This is a genomic window from Actinomadura rayongensis (genome assembly GCF_009831215.1).
Taxonomy (GTDB): Bacteria; Actinomycetota; Actinomycetes; order Streptosporangiales; family Streptosporangiaceae; genus Spirillospora; species Spirillospora rayongensis.
Genome location: NZ_WUTW01000011.1, coordinates 111921 through 128153 on the forward strand (window position 1 = coordinate 111921; position 16233 = coordinate 128153).

General features: G+C 74.5%; 16 protein-coding genes and 1 tRNA gene. 9 read left to right on the forward strand and 8 right to left on the reverse strand.

Annotated features, from left to right (window positions below):
- Window position 1: 1 nt before the first annotated feature.
- The 3 genes from GQ466_RS29845 (at window position 2) to GQ466_RS29855 (ending at window position 3195) form a co-directional block, all read left to right on the forward strand.
- Window positions 2–1519, forward strand: coding sequence for an FAD-dependent monooxygenase (locus GQ466_RS29845; RefSeq protein ID WP_337193679.1), 1518 nt, complete (start codon window positions 2–4; stop codon window positions 1517–1519).
- Window positions 1520–2230: an antibiotic biosynthesis monooxygenase family protein gene (locus tag GQ466_RS29850; protein ID WP_161106418.1), complete on the forward strand. Its 711-nt coding sequence runs from the start codon at window positions 1520–1522 to the stop codon at window positions 2228–2230. It abuts the gene before it with no gap.
- 263 nt (window positions 2231–2493) lie between these two features.
- Window positions 2494–3195 carry a response regulator transcription factor gene (locus GQ466_RS29855; protein WP_161106419.1) on the forward strand — a complete coding sequence of 234 codons (702 nt, stop codon included), beginning with the start codon at window positions 2494–2496 and terminating at the stop codon, window positions 3193–3195.
- Here the strand turns inward: GQ466_RS29855 and GQ466_RS29860 are convergent.
- A complete protein-coding gene (locus tag GQ466_RS29860) occupies window positions 3148–3699 on the reverse strand; it encodes a hypothetical protein (RefSeq protein WP_161106420.1) in 552 nt (183 codons plus the stop codon). The genes GQ466_RS29855 and GQ466_RS29860 overlap by 48 nt on opposite strands.
- Window positions 3700–3846: 147 nt before the next feature.
- Here GQ466_RS29860 and GQ466_RS29865 point away from each other — a divergent pair, with 147 nt between their 5' ends.
- Window positions 3847–4701: a DUF72 domain-containing protein gene (locus tag GQ466_RS29865; RefSeq protein ID WP_161106421.1), complete on the forward strand. Its 855-nt coding sequence runs from the start codon at window positions 3847–3849 to the stop codon at window positions 4699–4701.
- 62 nt (window positions 4702–4763) lie between these two features.
- On the opposite strand, the gene GQ466_RS29870 is transcribed toward GQ466_RS29865, so the two are convergent.
- The 6 genes from GQ466_RS29870 to GQ466_RS29895 all read right to left on the reverse strand — a co-directional run bounded on the left by GQ466_RS29870 (window position 4764) and on the right by GQ466_RS29895 (window position 10022).
- Window positions 4764–5135, reverse strand: coding sequence for a hypothetical protein (locus tag GQ466_RS29870; RefSeq protein ID WP_161106422.1), 372 nt, complete (start codon window positions 5133–5135; stop codon window positions 4764–4766).
- 64 nt (window positions 5136–5199) lie between these two features.
- Window positions 5200–5655, reverse strand: coding sequence for a rhodanese-like domain-containing protein (locus GQ466_RS29875; RefSeq protein ID WP_161106423.1), 456 nt, complete (start codon window positions 5653–5655; stop codon window positions 5200–5202).
- Between the two features lie 102 nt (window positions 5656–5757).
- The gene (locus GQ466_RS29880) at window positions 5758–6708 is read right to left on the reverse strand and encodes a helix-turn-helix domain-containing protein (RefSeq protein WP_161106424.1); all 951 of its coding nucleotides are present in this window, start codon (window positions 6706–6708) and stop codon (window positions 5758–5760) included.
- Between the two features lie 28 nt (window positions 6709–6736).
- Window positions 6737–7357, reverse strand: coding sequence for a CE1759 family FMN reductase (locus GQ466_RS29885; RefSeq protein WP_161106425.1), 621 nt, complete (start codon window positions 7355–7357; stop codon window positions 6737–6739).
- Entirely contained in the window at window positions 7354–8445 is a 1092-nt protein-coding gene (locus tag GQ466_RS29890) for an LLM class flavin-dependent oxidoreductase (protein WP_161106441.1), read from the reverse strand. Before GQ466_RS29890 ends, GQ466_RS29885 begins: the two co-directional genes overlap by 4 nt.
- A 74-nt stretch (window positions 8446–8519) precedes the next feature.
- Window positions 8520–10022 carry an SDR family oxidoreductase gene (locus tag GQ466_RS29895; protein ID WP_161106426.1) on the reverse strand — a complete coding sequence of 501 codons (1503 nt, stop codon included), beginning with the start codon at window positions 10020–10022 and terminating at the stop codon, window positions 8520–8522.
- A 74-nt stretch (window positions 10023–10096) separates the two neighbouring features.
- Here GQ466_RS29895 and GQ466_RS29900 point away from each other — a divergent pair, with 74 nt between their 5' ends.
- Window positions 10097–10621 (forward strand): DinB family protein, encoded by a 525-nt coding sequence (locus tag GQ466_RS29900; protein ID WP_161106427.1) that lies wholly within the window; start codon window positions 10097–10099, stop codon window positions 10619–10621.
- A 4-nt stretch (window positions 10622–10625) separates the two neighbouring features.
- Here GQ466_RS29900 and GQ466_RS29905 read toward each other — a convergent pair whose 3' ends face one another.
- A complete protein-coding gene (locus GQ466_RS29905; protein WP_161106428.1) occupies window positions 10626–12929 on the reverse strand; it encodes a LuxR C-terminal-related transcriptional regulator in 2304 nt (767 codons plus the stop codon).
- A gap of 260 nt (window positions 12930–13189) precedes the next feature.
- Between GQ466_RS29905 and GQ466_RS29910 the strand changes: the two genes are divergently transcribed.
- The 4 genes from GQ466_RS29910 (at window position 13190) to GQ466_RS29925 (ending at window position 16231) form a co-directional block, all read left to right on the forward strand.
- The gene (locus GQ466_RS29910; protein ID WP_161106429.1) at window positions 13190–14092 is read left to right on the forward strand and encodes a LysR family transcriptional regulator; all 903 of its coding nucleotides are present in this window, start codon (window positions 13190–13192) and stop codon (window positions 14090–14092) included.
- Between the two features lie 43 nt (window positions 14093–14135).
- Window positions 14136–14939 carry a universal stress protein gene (locus GQ466_RS29915; protein WP_161106430.1) on the forward strand — a complete coding sequence of 268 codons (804 nt, stop codon included), beginning with the start codon at window positions 14136–14138 and terminating at the stop codon, window positions 14937–14939.
- 183 nt (window positions 14940–15122) lie between these two features.
- Window positions 15123–16103, forward strand: coding sequence for a CHAP domain-containing protein (locus tag GQ466_RS29920; RefSeq protein WP_161106431.1), 981 nt, complete (start codon window positions 15123–15125; stop codon window positions 16101–16103).
- Between the two features lie 56 nt (window positions 16104–16159).
- Window positions 16160–16231 (forward strand) — tRNA-Gly (locus GQ466_RS29925).
- Window positions 16232–16233 lie beyond the last annotated feature (2 nt).

Genomic DNA, 16233 nt, shown 5'->3' on the forward strand with positions numbered 1-16233 from the left:
CGTGGACGACGAGAACCCCCGTGTCGTCATCGTCGGTGCGGGACCGACCGGACTCATGCTCGCCGGCGAGCTGGCGCTCGCCGGCATCCCGGCCCTGATCGTGGACCGGCTCGCCGAGCCGATGCAGCAGTCGCGCGCGCTCGGCTTCTCCGCCCGCACCATCGAGGAGTTCGACCAGCGCGGACTCCTGCCCCGCTTCGGAACCCTGGAAACCCTTCCGTTCGGGCACTTCGGCGGGTTCTTCATGGACTTCACGGCCGTCGACAACGGCTCGTACGGCGCCCGCGGCGTGCACCAGGCCCGCACCGAGGCCGTGCTGACCGCGTGGATCGGCGAGCTGGGCGTGAAGATCCACCGCGAGCACGAGGTCACCGGCCTCGGCACCGACGCCGACGGCGTCACCGTCCGGATGAGCACGCCGGACGGCGAGCGCGAGGTGCGCGCCGAGTACGTCGTGGGCTGCGACGGCGCGCGCAGCACGGTCCGCAACCTCGCGGGGATCGGCTTCCCCGGCACCGAGGCGACCGTCGAGGTGTGGCTGGCGGACGTGTCCGGGCCCGAGCTGCGTCCCCGCTTCGCCGGCGAGCGCGTCGACGGCGGCATGGTGATGGTGCTGCCGCTCGGCGACGGCGTGAACCGCATCGTCGCCTACGAGCGCGCGATGGCCCCGACCGGCCGGACGACCCCGCCGTCGTTCACCGAGGTCGCGGACCGCTTCGAGCGGCTGACCGGCGGCGAGCGCGTCCACGACGGCGAGGCGCTGTGGGTGAGCTGGTTCACCGACGCCAGCCGCCAGGCCGAGCGCTACCGCGCCGGGCGGGTGTTCGTCGCGGGCGACGCGGCGCACGTCCACCTGCCGATCGGCGCGCAGGGCATGAGCGCCGGCGTGCAGGACGCGGTGAACCTCGGCTGGAAGCTCGCCGCCGTGCTCAAGGGCGAGGCGCCCGACGAGCTGCTCGACACCTACCACGCCGAGCGGCACCCGGTCGGCGCGCGGATCGTCGCCAACACCCTCGTGCAGCGGTTCCTCTACCTCGACGGCGACGCGATGCAGCCGCTGCGCGACGTCTTCGGCGAGCTGATGTTCTACCCCGACGTCCAGCGGCACCTGATCGGCATGGTGACGGGGCTCGACATCCGCTACGACGTCGGCCCCGGGGCGCACCCGCTGCTCGGCCGCCGGCTGCCGAACGAGGAACTCGTCCTGCCCGACCGCAAGACCACCAACTACGACCTCCTCCACAAGGGACGCGGCGTGCTGCTCATCCTGGACGACGCCGCCGGCCTGTCCGCCCTCGCCGAACCCTGGGCGGACCGGCTCGACATCGTCCGGGCCGACCAGCACGACTGCAAGGCCCCGCTGGACGCGCTGCTCGTCCGTCCCGACGGATACGTCGCCTGGCTGACGCCGGGCACGGGCGACGACGCCGACCTCACGACCGCACTGACCCGCTGGTTCGGTCCCGACCCTTCATCCACCACAACGAGCGAATCATCAACGAGCGAAAGCGAGTCGTAGATGCCCACGTTCGCCGCGGACGGCAAGTACCTGACCGTCCTCAACCTGTTCACCACCGACACCGACGAGAAGCAGGGCAAGCTGATCGGCGCGATGCGCGACGTCGTCGACAACGCCGCCTACCCGGGCTGGATCTCCAGCACCGTCCACAGCGGCAAGGCCAGCCCGGGGACGGCCAACTTCATCCAGTGGCGCAGCGGCGAGGACCTGGAGGCCCGCTACGCCGGCGAGGAGTTCAAGCACCGCACCCTCCCGCTGTTCCGGGAGATCACCACGTCCATCAAGCTGCTCCAGACCGACGTCGTCTACACCCAGCGGGCGCCGGAGCAGACGGAGATCGAGATCGGCCCGGACCGCGACGACTTCACCGTCATCCAGGTGATCGGCGCGGTGGAAGGGGGCCTCGACGACCTGGTCGAGGCGCTCGGCGCGGGCCACGCGTGGCTGAGCGACGTCCCCGGTTACCGATCGCACACGGTCCTGCGGGGCCGCGCGGCGCGCGGTCTCGACGGCCCGTTCGCGGTCGTGTACTCACAGTGGGACGACGAGGCGTCGTTCACCGCGTTCCGGGACGTGAGCAAGGACGAGCAGTCGTCCGAGCGCCGCGCCGCGACCGAGCGGGTCGAGGCGCTGTCCACTTTCCACGACTGGAATACCTACCAGGTCGTCCACACCCGGTCGGCGGCGGCGCCGACCGGATCGGCCGTCTAGAAAGAACGCGGCGGGCGGGGCGCACGTGCCCCGCCCGCCGCGTGTCCGGAAGTGGGCAGAAAATAAATCGAAATCTTCTCAGTCTGATCTGAAGGCCAGCTAAAGTCGCCTGCTCATACGCGATAGATAGCGCATGAACGGACCAGTTAAATTACCCTGTGTCAGCTTGAAGCCGACAACGCCCGAACGCATAATACGAGTGTTCACGACCCCAAATTCACTGCGAAAATCTGCTGGTTCCACGACCCACACTGGGGCTGAGGATGCGCGTGCTCGTCGTTGAACCCGACTGCCGGACCGCGGAACATCTCGTCCACTGGCTCGTCCGGCACGGCTACGAGGTCGACCTCGTCGACACCGGCCGCCGGACGCTGGAGGTCGCCGCGACGGCGGACCTGGTCCTGCTGGACCTCGGTCTCCCCGACCTCGACGGGATCGAGGTCTGCCGCTCCCTGCGCGACCGCACCGACGCCCCGCTGATCACGTTCACCGGGTCCGGGACGGAGCTGGACCGGGTGCTGAGCCTTCAGGCCGGCGCCGACGACTGCATGGTGAAGCCGTACGGGCTGCGGGAACTCGTGGCCAGGATGGAGGCGGTGATGCGCCGGGTGCTCCCGCGCGGCCGTGGCGTGCGCGGGCTGATCGCGCACGGGACGCTGGAGATCGACCTGGACCGGCGGCAGGTGCGGGTCCGGGGCAACGACGTGGAGCTGACGCGCAAGGAGTTCGAGCTCCTGCGCATCCTCGCGTCCCGGCCCGAGTCGGTGATCACCCGCAGGGAGCTGATGTCACGGGTCTGGGAGGACGACTGGGCCGCCTCGACCCGCACGATCGACACGCACGTCAGCTCCCTGCGGCACAAGCTCGGCGACGCCGAGTGGATCGTCACGGTGCGCGGGGTGGGGTACCGGCTCGGGTCAGGATCGCTGACCAATGCGGCGGCGCAGGTCCAGCCACTCGTGTGACCGCCAGACGTGGCCCGGGTCGCGGCTGCACTCGATCTGGGCCGGCTCCTGGTCCGAGCCGGCGCGGCGCAGGAGCCGGCCGCCGCAGCCCGGCTCGACGCACCGGCCGATGGACTGGGGCCGCTCCTCGGGGAACGCGGCGTACCTGGCGCGGGCCACCAGGGACGCGAGCTGGTCGGGGACGGCCTCGGCCGCCGGATGCCCGGCCACCCAGGCGGCGTGCGTGCCGAGGAACGCGGCGAGGCCGGACACCTCGCAGCGCGGCGCCGACACCCGGCGCTGCACGACGACGACGCGCGCCCACTGGATGAGGAAACTCTGGATCTTCGAGCGCGCCTCGGCGGCCTCGATGTTGAACGGCGCCGCCGCGGGCGGCGTCTTCGCTATTTTCCCCACTCCCGGCCGCACATTGCCGCCGAGCAGCCGACCGCATTGTTCGTGCAGCCGCGCGACTTCGTCCAGGAGCTCGCGGATTTTCTCGGCCCGTCCCTCTGTTTTTCGCACGCCTCCGACGCTAGGCACGCCGGGCACGGCCAACAAGACGGCCGCCGATGTTCTGAATCGTCCCCGGAAAACCTCTGACATGGCGGACGCGGTTCTGACGCTCGGCTGACAATTGCGGGGCGCGCGGCGGACGGTAGCGTTCGGTGCATGCGGCTTCACGTGGGATGCGCGATGTGGTCTCTCGCGCCCTGGCAGGGACGGTTCCTCCCCCATCCCCTCCCGCCCGGCGAACGGCTGCGCGCGTACGCGAGCTGGTGCAACGCGGTCGAGGGGAACACGACGTTCTACGCGATCCCGGCGCGGAGCACGGTCGAGTCGTGGGCGCGGCAGGCCCCGGAGGACTTCCGGCTCGTCGCCAAGCTGCCCCGCACGATCACGCACGAGCACCGGCTCGGCGCGTCCGGACATGACGATCTGCGCACGTTCCTGGACGTGATGGAACCGCTCGGCGCGCGGGCGCACGCGCTGTGGGTGCAGTTGCCCGGCGCGTTCGGGCCGGGCGATCTCGGCGCGCTGGCGGGCTTCCTGCGCGGGCTGCCGGGGACGTACGCGTACGCGGTCGAGGTGCGGCACCGGGCGTTCTTCGAGGATCCGCGCGCGGCGGCGCGGCTGGAGCAGGTGCTCGGCGCCGTCGGGGCCGAGTGGGTGCCGTTCGACACGACCGCGCTGTTCCGGAGTCCGCCGACGAGCGACGCCGAGCGGGACGCGTGGGCGAAGAAGCCGCGGCTGCCGCGCCGGACGGCCGCGCTGACGGGGCGTCCGATCGTCCGTTACCTCGGCCGTGACGACACGGCCCGGACGGTCGAGGGCTGGCAGGTGTGGGTCGAGACGGTCGCCGGGTGGCTGCGCGAGGGCCGCTCCCCCACCGTGTTCGTCCACACGCCGGACAACGCCGAGGCGCCGCCGCTCGCGCGGCGCTTCCACGACGAGGTGCGGGCGCGCGTCCCGGGTCTGGAGCCGCTGCCCGAGCCGGTCCCGGCGGAGCCGCCGACGCTGTTCTGATCGGGTCTGATCAGGTCTGATCGGGCGCCGGGAGGGGCCGGGCGGCCCCTCCCGGCGGCGGGTCAGCGGCCGGCCTTGGCGCGGGCGGCGCGCACGGCCTTCGTCCCGGCGTCGGCGGCACGGCCGCCGACGATGCCGGACTTGGCGCGCGTCTCGTGCGCGGCGGTCCGTGCGGCGCGCCGGGCGCGCGGCCAGAACCGGTTCGCGCGCTGGTGGCGGCGCCACAGCAGCATCGCGGCCAGCCCGGCGGCGACGCCCGCGACGCCCGCCCCGCTCAGGGCGAGCCGGGGCAGCGGCAGCGGGAGCGCCCGGCCGAGGTGCCGGAGCGTGGCTCCCGCGTCGTCGCGGATCTCCTCCGGGGAGACCTGCGCGTCGCCCAGGGGTGTGCCGAGTCCGTTCAGGCTCTCGGGACGGACGGGCTTCTGCGTGGTCAAGGGTGCTCCCCTCATCGGCACTGTCGGTCGTTTTCGGGGGTACCCGCGCCTCGGCGCGCAAACATCAGCACCCGCAGGTTTCGCCGACGGGCGCGGTGAGCCCGTCCACCGGCGGCCGGACGAGCCCGTCGTCGGTCGCGTACGTCAGGCCCTCGCGCACCCAGTACTCGAACCCGCCGAGCATCTCCTTGACGCGGTAGCCGAGCCGCGCGAACTCCAGGGCGGCGCGGGTCGCCCCGTTGCAGGCCGGACCCCAGCAGTAGGTGACGACGGTCGCGGCGGGGTCGACGAGCGCGGGCGCGTCGGCGGCGATCCGGGACACGGGCAGGTGCAGCGCGCCGGGCACGCGCCCGAGCGCCCAGGCCGCCGCGCGGCGCGCGTCCACGACGACGAGCCCGGCGACACCGGCGTCCAGGTCGGCGTGGACGTCGGACACGTCGGTCTCGAACGCGAGCCGGGCCGCGAAGTGGGCGACGGCGTCGGCGGGCGCGGCGGCGGGGACGGCGAGGACGCTGCTCATGGGGGAACACCTCCGAGGTCGTGGGGTGCTCCCATCGTCGGCGCCGCGCCGGGGCGGGCGCGAGGGGCGCGACCGCCACCGTCCGTCCGATTCCCGCCAGGGTCAGGCGTGCGCGAACGCGCGCCGGTACGCGGTCGGCGTCGTGCGCATGCGGCGGGTGAACGCCTGCCGGTAGGCGGCGGCGCTGCCGAACCCGACGGCGGCGGCGATCTCGTCCACCGAGCCGTCCCCGGCCTCCAGCAGCGGCAGGCTCGCGGCGACGCGCTGCGCGGCGAGCCAGCGCATCGGGCTCGCCCCGGTCCGCCGGGCGAAGTGCCGCAGGTAGGAGCGTTCGGACATGCGCGCGGCGCGGGCGAGGTCGGCGACGGTCAGCGGCGCGGCGAGCCGGTCCAGCGCGAACGCCATGCTGCGCGCGACGCCGTCGTCGTCGGGGCCGGGCGGGCGCACCGCCGCCTCGATGAACTGGGCCTGCCCTCCCTCGCGGTGCGGCGGGACGACGAACCGGCGCGCGACGGCGTTCGCGACCGCCGCGCCGTGGTCGGCCCGGACGAGGTGCAGGCACAGGTCGATGCCCGCCGCGCTGCCCGCGCTGGTCAGGACGTCACCGTCGTCCACGTAGAGGACGTCCGGGTCGACCTCGATGTCCGGATGGCGCTCGGCGAGACGCGCCGCGTACCGCCAGTGGGTGGTGGCGCGGCGGCCCGCGAGGATCCCGGCGGCGGCGAGCGCGAACGCGCCCGAGCAGATGGACACGAGCCGCGCGCCCCGGGCGTGCGCGCGGCGCAGGGCGTCCACCAGCGCGGCGGGCACCGGGTCCGGGGCGCCCGGGACGATCACGGTGTCGGCGGCGGCGAGCGCGTCGAACCCGTGCCCGGCGCGCAGCGTGAACCCGCCGACGGCGGTCAGGTCGCGGCCGGGCTCGGCGGCGCAGACCAGCAGCTCGTACCACGGCCGGTCGCCGAGTTCCGGGCGGTGCAGCCCGAACACCTCGACGACCACGCCGAGCTCGAACGTCGTCATGCCGTCGAACACGGCCACCGCGACCTGGTGCATGCCCGGAATGTAGCCGAACGTCCGGAGTTCAGGAGCCGGGCGGGTCGCCGGCGAGCAGGTCGGCGAACGGCGTCGGCTCGGCGTAGGGGTCCGGGCGGACGGCCGGGGCGCGGCCCGCGACGAGGTCGGCCAGCTCGCGGCCCGCCCGCGCGGCGCGTCCGGCCAGCGGGTCGGCCGCGTCCCCGAAGTCGGCGGTGGCCGCGAACACGGCCGTCGGGACGACCGCCGCCCGCAGGTACGCCAGCAGCGGGCGCAGCGCGAAGTCGAGCGCCAGCGAGTGCCGCGCGGTGCCGCCGGTCGCGCCGAGCAGCACCGGACGGCCTTCCAGCGCGCCGGGCTCCAGGACGTCGAAGAACGTTTTGAACAGCCCGTTGTAGGAGCCGTTGTAGATCGGCGTGACGGCGACCACGCCGTCCGCGCCGGTGACGGCCTCGATCGTCGCGCGCAGCTCGCGGCCGGGGAATCCGGTGAGCAGGCCGTCGGTCAGCGCGTGCGCGTGGTCGCGCAGGTCGACCGGCACGACGTCGACGGCGTCGCCGCGGTCGCGCAGCGCGTCCGCGGCGGCGGCGCCGAGCCGGTCGGCGAGCAGGCGCGTGGACGACGGGCGGCCGAGCCCCGCCGCCACGACCGCGAGCGTCCGGTCCGTCACCGCTCCACCTCCTGCGCCTGGGCCGCCGCGACGCGGGCGGCGTGCGTCGGCGCGTCCGGAACGTGCGCGGGACGCCCGATCGCGAACTCCTTGCGCAGCACCGGGACGACCTCCTCGCCGAGCAGGTCGAGCTGCTCCAGGACGGTCTTCAGCGGCAGCCCCGCGTGGTCCATGAGGAACAGCTGGCGCTGGTAGTCGCCGAAGTCCTCGCGGAACTGGAGCGTCCGGTCGATGACCTGCTGCGGGCTGCCGACGATCAGCGGCGTCTCGGCCATGAAGTCCTCCAGCGACGGCCCGTGCCCGTAGACGGGCGCGTTGTCGAAGTAGGGCCGGAACTCGCGGATCGCGTCCTGGGAGTTGCGGCGCAGGAACGCCTGGCCGCCGAGCCCGACGATCGCCTGGTCGGCGCTCCCGTGCCCGTAGTGCTCGTAGCGGCGCCGGTAGAGCCCGATGAGCCGCTGGTAGTGCTCCTTGGGCCAGAAGATGTTGTTGGCGAAGAACCCGTCGCCGTAGTACGCGGCCTGCTCGGCGATCTCGGGGCTGCGGATCGAGCCGTGCCAGACGAAGGGCGGGACGCCGTCCAGCGGGCGCGGCGTGGACGTGAACGCCTGCAGCGGCGTGCGGTGCTTGCCCTGCCAGTCCACGACGTCCTCGCGCCACAGCCGGTGCAGCAGGTGGTAGTTCTCGACGGCCAGCTCGATGCCGTCGCGGATGTCCTTGCCGAACCACGGGTAGACGGGCCCGGTGTTGCCCCGGCCGAGGACGAGGTCGGCGCGCCCGTCGGACAGGTGCTGGAGCATCGCGTAGTCCTCGGCGATCTTCACCGGGTCGTTGGTGGTGATCAGCGTGGTCGCGGTGGACAGCACGAGCCGTTCGGTGCGCGCCGCCAGGTACCCGAGCATCGTCGTCGGCGAGGACGGCACGAACGGCGGGTTGTGGTGCTCGCCGGTCGCGAAGACGTCAAGGCCGACCTCCTCGGCCTTCTGCGCGATCGTCACCATCGCCCGGATGCGCTCGGCCTCGGTGGGCGTGCGCCCGGTCGTCGGGTCCGGGGTCACGTCCCCGACGGAGAAGATCCCGAACTGCATCATGCCCGCCTCCAGGTAGTAGAAAATTCAACCGCTCGGAACCGTACCGGAGAACGGTCTATTCCGCGCGGCGCTCAGACGGGCGCGGGCTCCCGCTCGCCCGTCTCCGCCTCGGCGGTCGCGGTGAGGTTGCGCGGCATCCGGCCGAAGATCAGCCCGTGGAACGGCGAGATCGACCACCAGTACAGATGGCCGAGCAGCCCGTGCGGCCGGAAGATCGCGCGCTGCCGGTACCGGCTGCCCCCGGCGCCGTCCGGCTCGACCGACAGGTCCAGCCACGCCCGGCCGGGCAGCAGCATCTCGGCGCGCAGCCGCAGCGAGCGGCCCGGATCCAGCGTCTCCACCCGCCAGAAGTCCAGCGCGTCGCCGACCCGCAGCCGCTCGGGGTCGCGGCGGCCCCGGCGCAGCCCGACCCCGCCGACCATCCGGTCCAGCACGCCGCGCAGCCGCCACGCCACCGGCAGCGAGTACCAGCCGTGCCGGCCGCCGATGCTCTCGATCACCCGCCACACCGCCGGGGCCGGCGCCCGCGTGGCCTGCTCGCGCTCGTCCACGAACAGCACGCCGCCCGCCCAGTCGGGGTCGGTCGGCAGCGGGTCGCTCGACGCGCCCGGCGTCGCGGCCGAACCCCACCAGGTGCTCACGTCCCCGGTCCGGACGCGCCGCAGCGCCCGCCGGACGGACTCCTCGAAGCCCAGCAGCCCGTCCGGCGGATCCGGGACGTACCGGGCGATGTCGTGCTCGCCCGCCACGACCTCGCTCGTCAGCGACTCCACCAGCGGCCGGGCGATCTGCCCCGGCACCGGCGTCACCAGCCCGACCCACAGGCTCGACAGCTTCGGCGTCAGCAGCGGCACGCCGACGATCACCCGGTGCGGCAGGCCCGCGGCGGCGGCGTAGCGCAGCATCATCTCCCGGTAGGTCAGGACGTCCGGGCCCGCGATGTCGAAGCCCCGGTTCACCTCCGGCGGCAGATGCGCCGCGCCGACGAGGTAGCCGAGGACGTCGCGGATCGCGATCGGCTGGACGCGCGAGCGCACCCACGTCGGCGTCACCATCGCGGGCAGCCGCTCGGTCAGGTACCGCAGCATCTCGAACGACGCCGACCCCGAGCCGATGATCACCCCGGCGCGCAGCACCACCGTCGGGACGGGCGAGCCCAGCAGGATCCGCGCGACCTCCGCCCGCGACCGCAGATGGCGCGACAGCTCGCCGCCCGAGCGCAGGCCGCCGAGGAACACGATCCGGCCGACGCCCGCCGCCGCGGCGGCGTCCGCGAACGCCTGCGCGGCGCGCCGGTCCCGCTCGGCGAAGTCGCCGCCCTTCCCGCCCATCGCGTGGATGAGGTAGTAGGCGACGTCCACGCCGTCCAGCGCGGCGGGCAGCGTCGCCGGGTCCAGGGGGTCGCCCCGGACTATCTCGGCCCGGTCCGCCCACGGGTGCGCGCGCGCCGCGTCCGGGCGCCGCACCATGCACCGCACCGCGAACCCCGCGTCGAGCAGTTCCGGGACGAGCCTGCCGCCGATGTAGCCGGTCGCGCCCGTCACCAGGCAGCGCCGTTCCTCCGCATGTGCCATGGACCGCGCCTACCCGCACGGCGCCGCGCCGACGCACGCGCGGTCTCGTCAGAGCCGGTTGTTAGGGTCGGCCCATGGTCACCTTCGTGGAGCCTCCCGCCGAGCCGCCCGTCCATCTCACCGACCCGCGCGCCCTGGTCACCGGCTATCTCGACTTCTACCGCGACGCCCTGCTGCGCAAGCTCGACGGGCTCACCGACGAGCAGCTGCGCACGAGCCGCGTCCCGTCCGGCTGGACGCCGCTCGAACTGCTCAAGCACCTCACCTACGTGGAGATCCGCTGGCTCCAGTGGGCGTTCCTCGGCGACGAGGTCCCCGAGCCGTTCGGCGACCGGGGCCCCGGCGGGCGCCGCGAGGCGGCCTGGCGCGTCCTGCCCGAGGAGACCCTGGACGACCTGCGCACCGCGTTCCTGTCCACGGTCGAGACCTCGCGCGGCATCGTCGCCGCCGCCGCGCTGGAGGACCGCCAGCGCGCCCACTTCGAGGACGAGCCGCCCACCCTCGCCTGGATCCTGTTCCACCTGCTCCAGGAGTACGCGCGGCATGTCGGCCAGCTCGACGTCGTCCGCGAGCTGACCGACGGCGTCACCGGCGAGTGACGCCTCAGCGCTCCGCCGTCACCCACGCCACGATCTCGGCCCGCGAGGAGAACCCGAGCTTGGCGAGGATGTGCTCCACATGGGAGTCGGCGGTGCGCTTGGCGATGACGAGCCGGTCGGCGATCTCCCGGTTCGTCAGCCCCGCCGCGACCAGCCCGGCGATCTCCCGCTCGCGCGGCGTGAGCGCCGGGCGGTCCGGCCGGGCGCCGGGCGCGTCCGGCGCGGGCCGCTCGGCGAGGGCCTCGGCGACCGCGACGTCGGTCTCCAGGGACTCGCCGGTCTCGTAGGCGGTGCGGTAGGCGTCCGCGCCGAGCGCTTCGCCCGCCTGCTGCTCGAAGAAGCCTCGTAGCAGCGCGTGCTGCGGGCCGAACATCGTCGACCCGGTGTAGCGGCGCAGCCGGTCCGCGCAGCCGAACAGCCGCGCGGCCTGCAGCGGCTGCGCGAGCGACACCAGGCAGCCGCCCGCCACGTCCAGCGCGAGCGACACGCCGAGCCGGTCGCCGAGGTCCCGCTTGACGGCCAGGCCCGCGCGGACGTCGGCGAGCGCCTCGTCCGCCGCGCCCGCCAGCAGCCGCGCCGTCCCGCGCGCGAGCAGCCCGTAGGAGCGGCACCACAGGTCGCCGGAGCCCTCGGTGACCGCGACGGCCCGCTCGGCGTGCTCCAGCGCCGTCGCGGTGTCGCCGCCGAGGCAGCACGCCACCGACAGGAACAGGTCGGCGATCGGGACGAGCACGTCGTCCGCGCCCGCCGAGCGGTGCAGCGCGGTCGCCTCGGTGAGCAGCCGGACGGCCTCGTCTGTCCGGTCGTCGTAGAGCGCGGCCATGCCTTGCGCCTGCCGGACGTAGGCGAGGCCCGCGTCGTCGCCCGTCCCGGTCGCGCGGGCCTCCGCGCGCTCCAGCAGGTCGCCCGAGGCGGCGAGGTCGTTCTGCAGGACGGCCAGCAGCCCGCTCAGCGCGATCAGCTCGGTCGCGGCCGGGTCGCCGCCGAGGTCGCGGCAGGCGAGGATCCGCGCCGACCAGTACCGCGCCTCGCCGATCAGCCCTTGCAGCGCGAGGATGCGGCCGAGCCCGAGGCCCGCACGGATCAGCGGGCCGTCGGCGGCCGTGGCGATGCCGTGGTCGATCAGCGCGCGGACGTTGTCCTGCTCGTCGCGGAACCAGGCGAGCACCCGGGGCTGCGCGGACGAGGCCAGCTCGGCGTGCGCGCGCTCGATCCGCCCGGCGAACCAGGCGAACGCGCGGTCGCGGACGCCGCCGCTCTCGCCGCGCCGGTCCAGCCGCTCGGCGCCGTACTCGCGGATCGTGTCCAGCATCCGGTAGCGCGCCTCGCCGTCCCGGGTGACCTGCCGGACGATCGACTTGTCCACCAGCCCGGCGAGCAGGTCGAACACGTCGGCGGCGGGCAGTTCGGCGTCCGCGCAGACCTGCTCGGCGCTCGCCAGGTCGAAGTCGCCCGCGAACACCGACAGCCGCGCCCACAGCAGCCGCTCGCCCGGCGAGCACAGGTCGTGGCTCCAGTCGATCGCGTTCTCCAGCGTGCGGTGCCGGGGCATCGCGGTGCGGCGTCCCCGGACGTGCAGGACGCGCCGGTCGAGCCGGTCCACGATCTGCTCCACCGACAGCGCCCGCAACTGCACGGCGGCCAGTTCCAGCGCGAGCGGGATGCCGTCCAGCCTGCGGCACAGCAGCACCACCGCGTCCTGGTTCTCCGGGGTCAGCTTCCACTCGGGGACGACGGCGGCGGCGCGCTCGGCGAACATCCGCACCGACTCGCACGGCCGCCGGTGGTCGGGCGAGGCGCCGACCGGGATGGGCAGCGGCGCGACGTTCAGCGTGTGCTCGCCCGCGATGTCCAGGGGTTGCCGGCTCGTCGCGAGGATGTGCAGGCCGGGGGCGTTGCGCAGCAGGACCTCGGCGAGCAGCGCGCAGGCGTCGACCAGGTGCTCGCACGTGTCGAGGACGAGCAGCGTCCGGCGCTCGGCCAGGAACTCCACCAGGACGTCCAGGACCGTTCCCGCGTTCGGGTCGGGCAGCCCGAGCGCCGCCGCCAGCGCGGGCGCGAGCAGGCTCGGCTCGCGCAGCGGCGCCAGGTCCACGAAGCACACGCCGTGCTCGTAGCCGGGAAGGGCGCGGCCCGCGGCGCGCACGGCGAGCCGCGACTTGCCGACGCCGCCGGGCCCGACCAGGGTGACCAGCCGGCCGCGGCCGAACAGCCGCGTGATCTCGGCCAGTTCGTCGGCGCGCCCGATGAAGCTCGTCAGCTCCGCGGGGAGCCGGCCCGAACGCTGTTCCAGAATCGTCAACGACACCGCGGCCTCTGCTCCCACCGGCCGAAGCCGGAGATATCACCGGGGGACGCTCGGAATCGTACCCGCGTTTGCACCGTTCGCAACCGACTCATTACGAAGAGCAGGCGGCGCGGAAAGGGCGCCCGAAGGCGCCGGAAAGCCCTGTGGAACGGCCGTTCTACGCGGTGGGGCGCAGGCCCCGGGGCCTGCGGGGGAAGGGGAATGTGGCGGTGGCGGACGGCGGCGCGGCCGTGTCCGGCCACGCCCCTACGATGGCGCCCATGGGCATCGCGCAGCGCGTCCCGGACCTCGGGGCGCTGGAACTGCTGCTGGCCGTCGTCCGGCTCGGCAGCGTCGGCCGCGCGGCGGCGGAACTCGGCGTCACCCAGCCCGCCGCGAGCGCCCGCATCAGCGCCCTGGAGCACCGGCTCGGACTGGCCCTGCTGGACCGTTCCCCGCGCGGGTCGCGGCCCACCGAGGCCGGGACGCTCCTCGCGGGCTGGGCGCAGCAGGTCGTCGCCGCCGCGGCGGCGCTGGACGCGGGCGCGGCGGCGCTGCGCGACCGCGCCGGGGACCGGCTGCGCGTCATCGCGAGCCGCACCGTCGCCGAGCACCTGATGCCGGGCTGGCTCGTCGCGCTGGACGGGGTGCGGCCCGGGACGTCCGTCGCGCTGCGGACCGGCGCGCCCGCCGCCGTGGCCGAGGCCGTCCGGGCGGGCGCCGCCGACCTCGGGTTCGTGGAGGGCGCGCGGACGCCCGCCGGGCTGAGCGGCACGGTCGTCGCGGCCGACCGGCTCCTCGTCGTGGTCGCGCCCGGTCACCGGTGGGCGCGCGGCGGCGTGGACGGCGGCATCCTGGCCGCGACGCCGCTGATCCTGCACGCGGAGGGCTCGGGCACCCGCGAGGTCCTGGACCGGGCGCTGGCGGCGCACGGCGGGACCGCTCCCCCGCTGCTCGAAGCCGAGTCGACCGCCGCGCTGAAGGCCGCCGTCCTCGCCGGGACGGGGCCGGGCGTCGTGAGCGAGCGGGCCGTCGCCGCCGAGCTGGCGGGCGGACGGCTGGTCGCCGTCCCGGTCGCCGACCTGGACCTGCACCGTCCGCTGCGCGCCGTGTGGCCCGCCGGACGGCGTCCCGCGGGCGCCGCGCGGGACCTGGTCGGCCTCGCCCGGCGGTCGCGGCCCTGACCCCGGAGGTGCCGGCCGCGCGCCCGGCGGGGATGCTGGACCCATGATCGGACAGCACCTGCTGGTCGGCTACGCGCCGGGCCGGGGCGGGGACGAGGCCCTGGCGGCGGCGTACGACCTCGCCCGCCACACGGGCGGACTGGTCACCGTCGCGCACGTCCACCCGCCCGGACGGCCCGCCGCCGCGACCGAGGCCGCCACGCTCCTGGAGCGGCTGCGCACCCGGCTGGACGACCCGGCCACCGAGGTCGTCGCGGTCGCGAGCCGCAGCGTCGGGCGCGGGCTGGCCACCGCCGCCGCACGCGCGGGCGCCGACGCGATCGTCATCGGCTCGGCGGCGGGCGGGGCGCGCGGCCGGATCACGCTCGGGTCGGCCGCCGACCATCTGCTGCACTCGGCGCCGGAGGCGGTCCTGGTCGTCCCGGCGGGCCACGTCCCCGGCGCGCGGGCCGAACGGCTCACCGTCATGTACGTCGGGCGTCCGCAGTGCGAGGAGGCGGTGCTGCGCGCGTCGGTCGCGGCGCAGGAGTTCGGGGTCCCGCTGCGGCTGCTGACGCTCGCGCTGGAGGACGACCCGCGCGGCCCACTCCAGGACGACCTGGCGCTCGCGGTCCGGCTCGCGCTGGACGCGTCCGGGCTGGATCCCGACGACGTCAGCGCCGACCTCGGCGCGGGCGACGACGTGGCGGCGGCGATGGCGGACGCGGGCTGGGGCACGGGCGAGATCATGGTCGTGGCCAGCAGCGAGGACGCGTCGCCGCACCGCGTCTTCCTCAGCGAACTCGGGCTCAAGATGGTGCGCGCGGCGCTGTGCCCGGTCGTCGTGCTCCCCCGGGGCTACACGTGAGATGGCCCGTCCGGACCATCGCGCGCCTAGTCTGATTTGACCCCATCGCGTCGGGTGCTTGCCGAGGGGACTTTACCTCGATTACATTCACCCGAGATCAGAACGTGACCTTGAGTCGTCGCGGACCACCACCCCGGGGTCGGGCTCCCGCCCGCACCTTCGAAGGCGCTTGGGGAGCCCTTGATGGACCCGATCGGCAAGAAGATGCTGGCCGTCGTCAAGTCGGAACTCGGCTACACCGAGAAGGGCGACGGCTACACCAAGTTCGGCGAGTGGTACCGCAAGAACGTGGACGGCGACCACGACGCGTACTTCACCACCGCCCCCTGGTGCGACATGTTCCTCGCCTGGGCCGCCAGCAAGGCCGGGGTCGCCGAGCAGGCCGGGCAGTTCGCGTCCACGATCGAGCACGCCCACTGGTTCCGCGACCACGGCGCGTGGGGCACCAAGCCCGAGCCGGGCGCCTTCGTCTTCTACGACTGGTCCGGCAGCGGGGACATCGACCAGATCGACCACGTCGGGATCGTCGAGAGCGTTCAGGGCCGCACGATCCACACCATCGAGGGCAACGCCGACGGGTACCAGCTCACCCGCAAGACCCGCAGCCTGGACGACGTCGTCGGCTTCGGCTACCCGGGCAAGATGCCGGTGCCCGAGAAGTACGCGCCCAAGCACGCCGCGCCGCCCGCCAAGGTCGAGAACATCGGCGCGGCCCCCGCGTCCGCCGCGCCCGCGCAGGGAGCGCCGCAGCACGACGCGCCCGCGTCCAACGCCCCGACGGTGCCCGCGCAGGACGTCGTGCTCGGCGGCGTCCTCGCCCTCATCCTCTGCGGGACCGCCGCGCTCGCCGTCGGCCGCGCCACCGCCGCCAAGGCCCCGACGACGCCGCCCATCCGCGTCCGCAAGCGCGGCCGGCACCACCGCACGGCGACCCCCGTCGAACTGCCCGCCGGCGTCACCACCGCCGACCTCGACGCCGCCGAGTCCACCACGACGGTCATGCCCGCGCTCTCCCTCGCCGCCGCCCACGCCGCCGAGGACCGTGAGTTCTGGGGCCGCATCGACCGCTTCCGCGACGACGACGACCTCGCCTTCTGGGACGCGCTCCACGCCGCCGTCAACGCCGAGCCCGCCGAGTACGCAACGGCCGCCGAGTTCCGCTAGAGTTAACACGTCGCCGCAAGGGACCGCCCCGCAGGGGAAGGCCCGAGCAGCGTCACGCGGAAGTGGCTCAGGGGTAGAGCATCACCTTGCCAAGGTGAGGGTCGCGGGTTCAAATCCCGTCTTCCGCTCT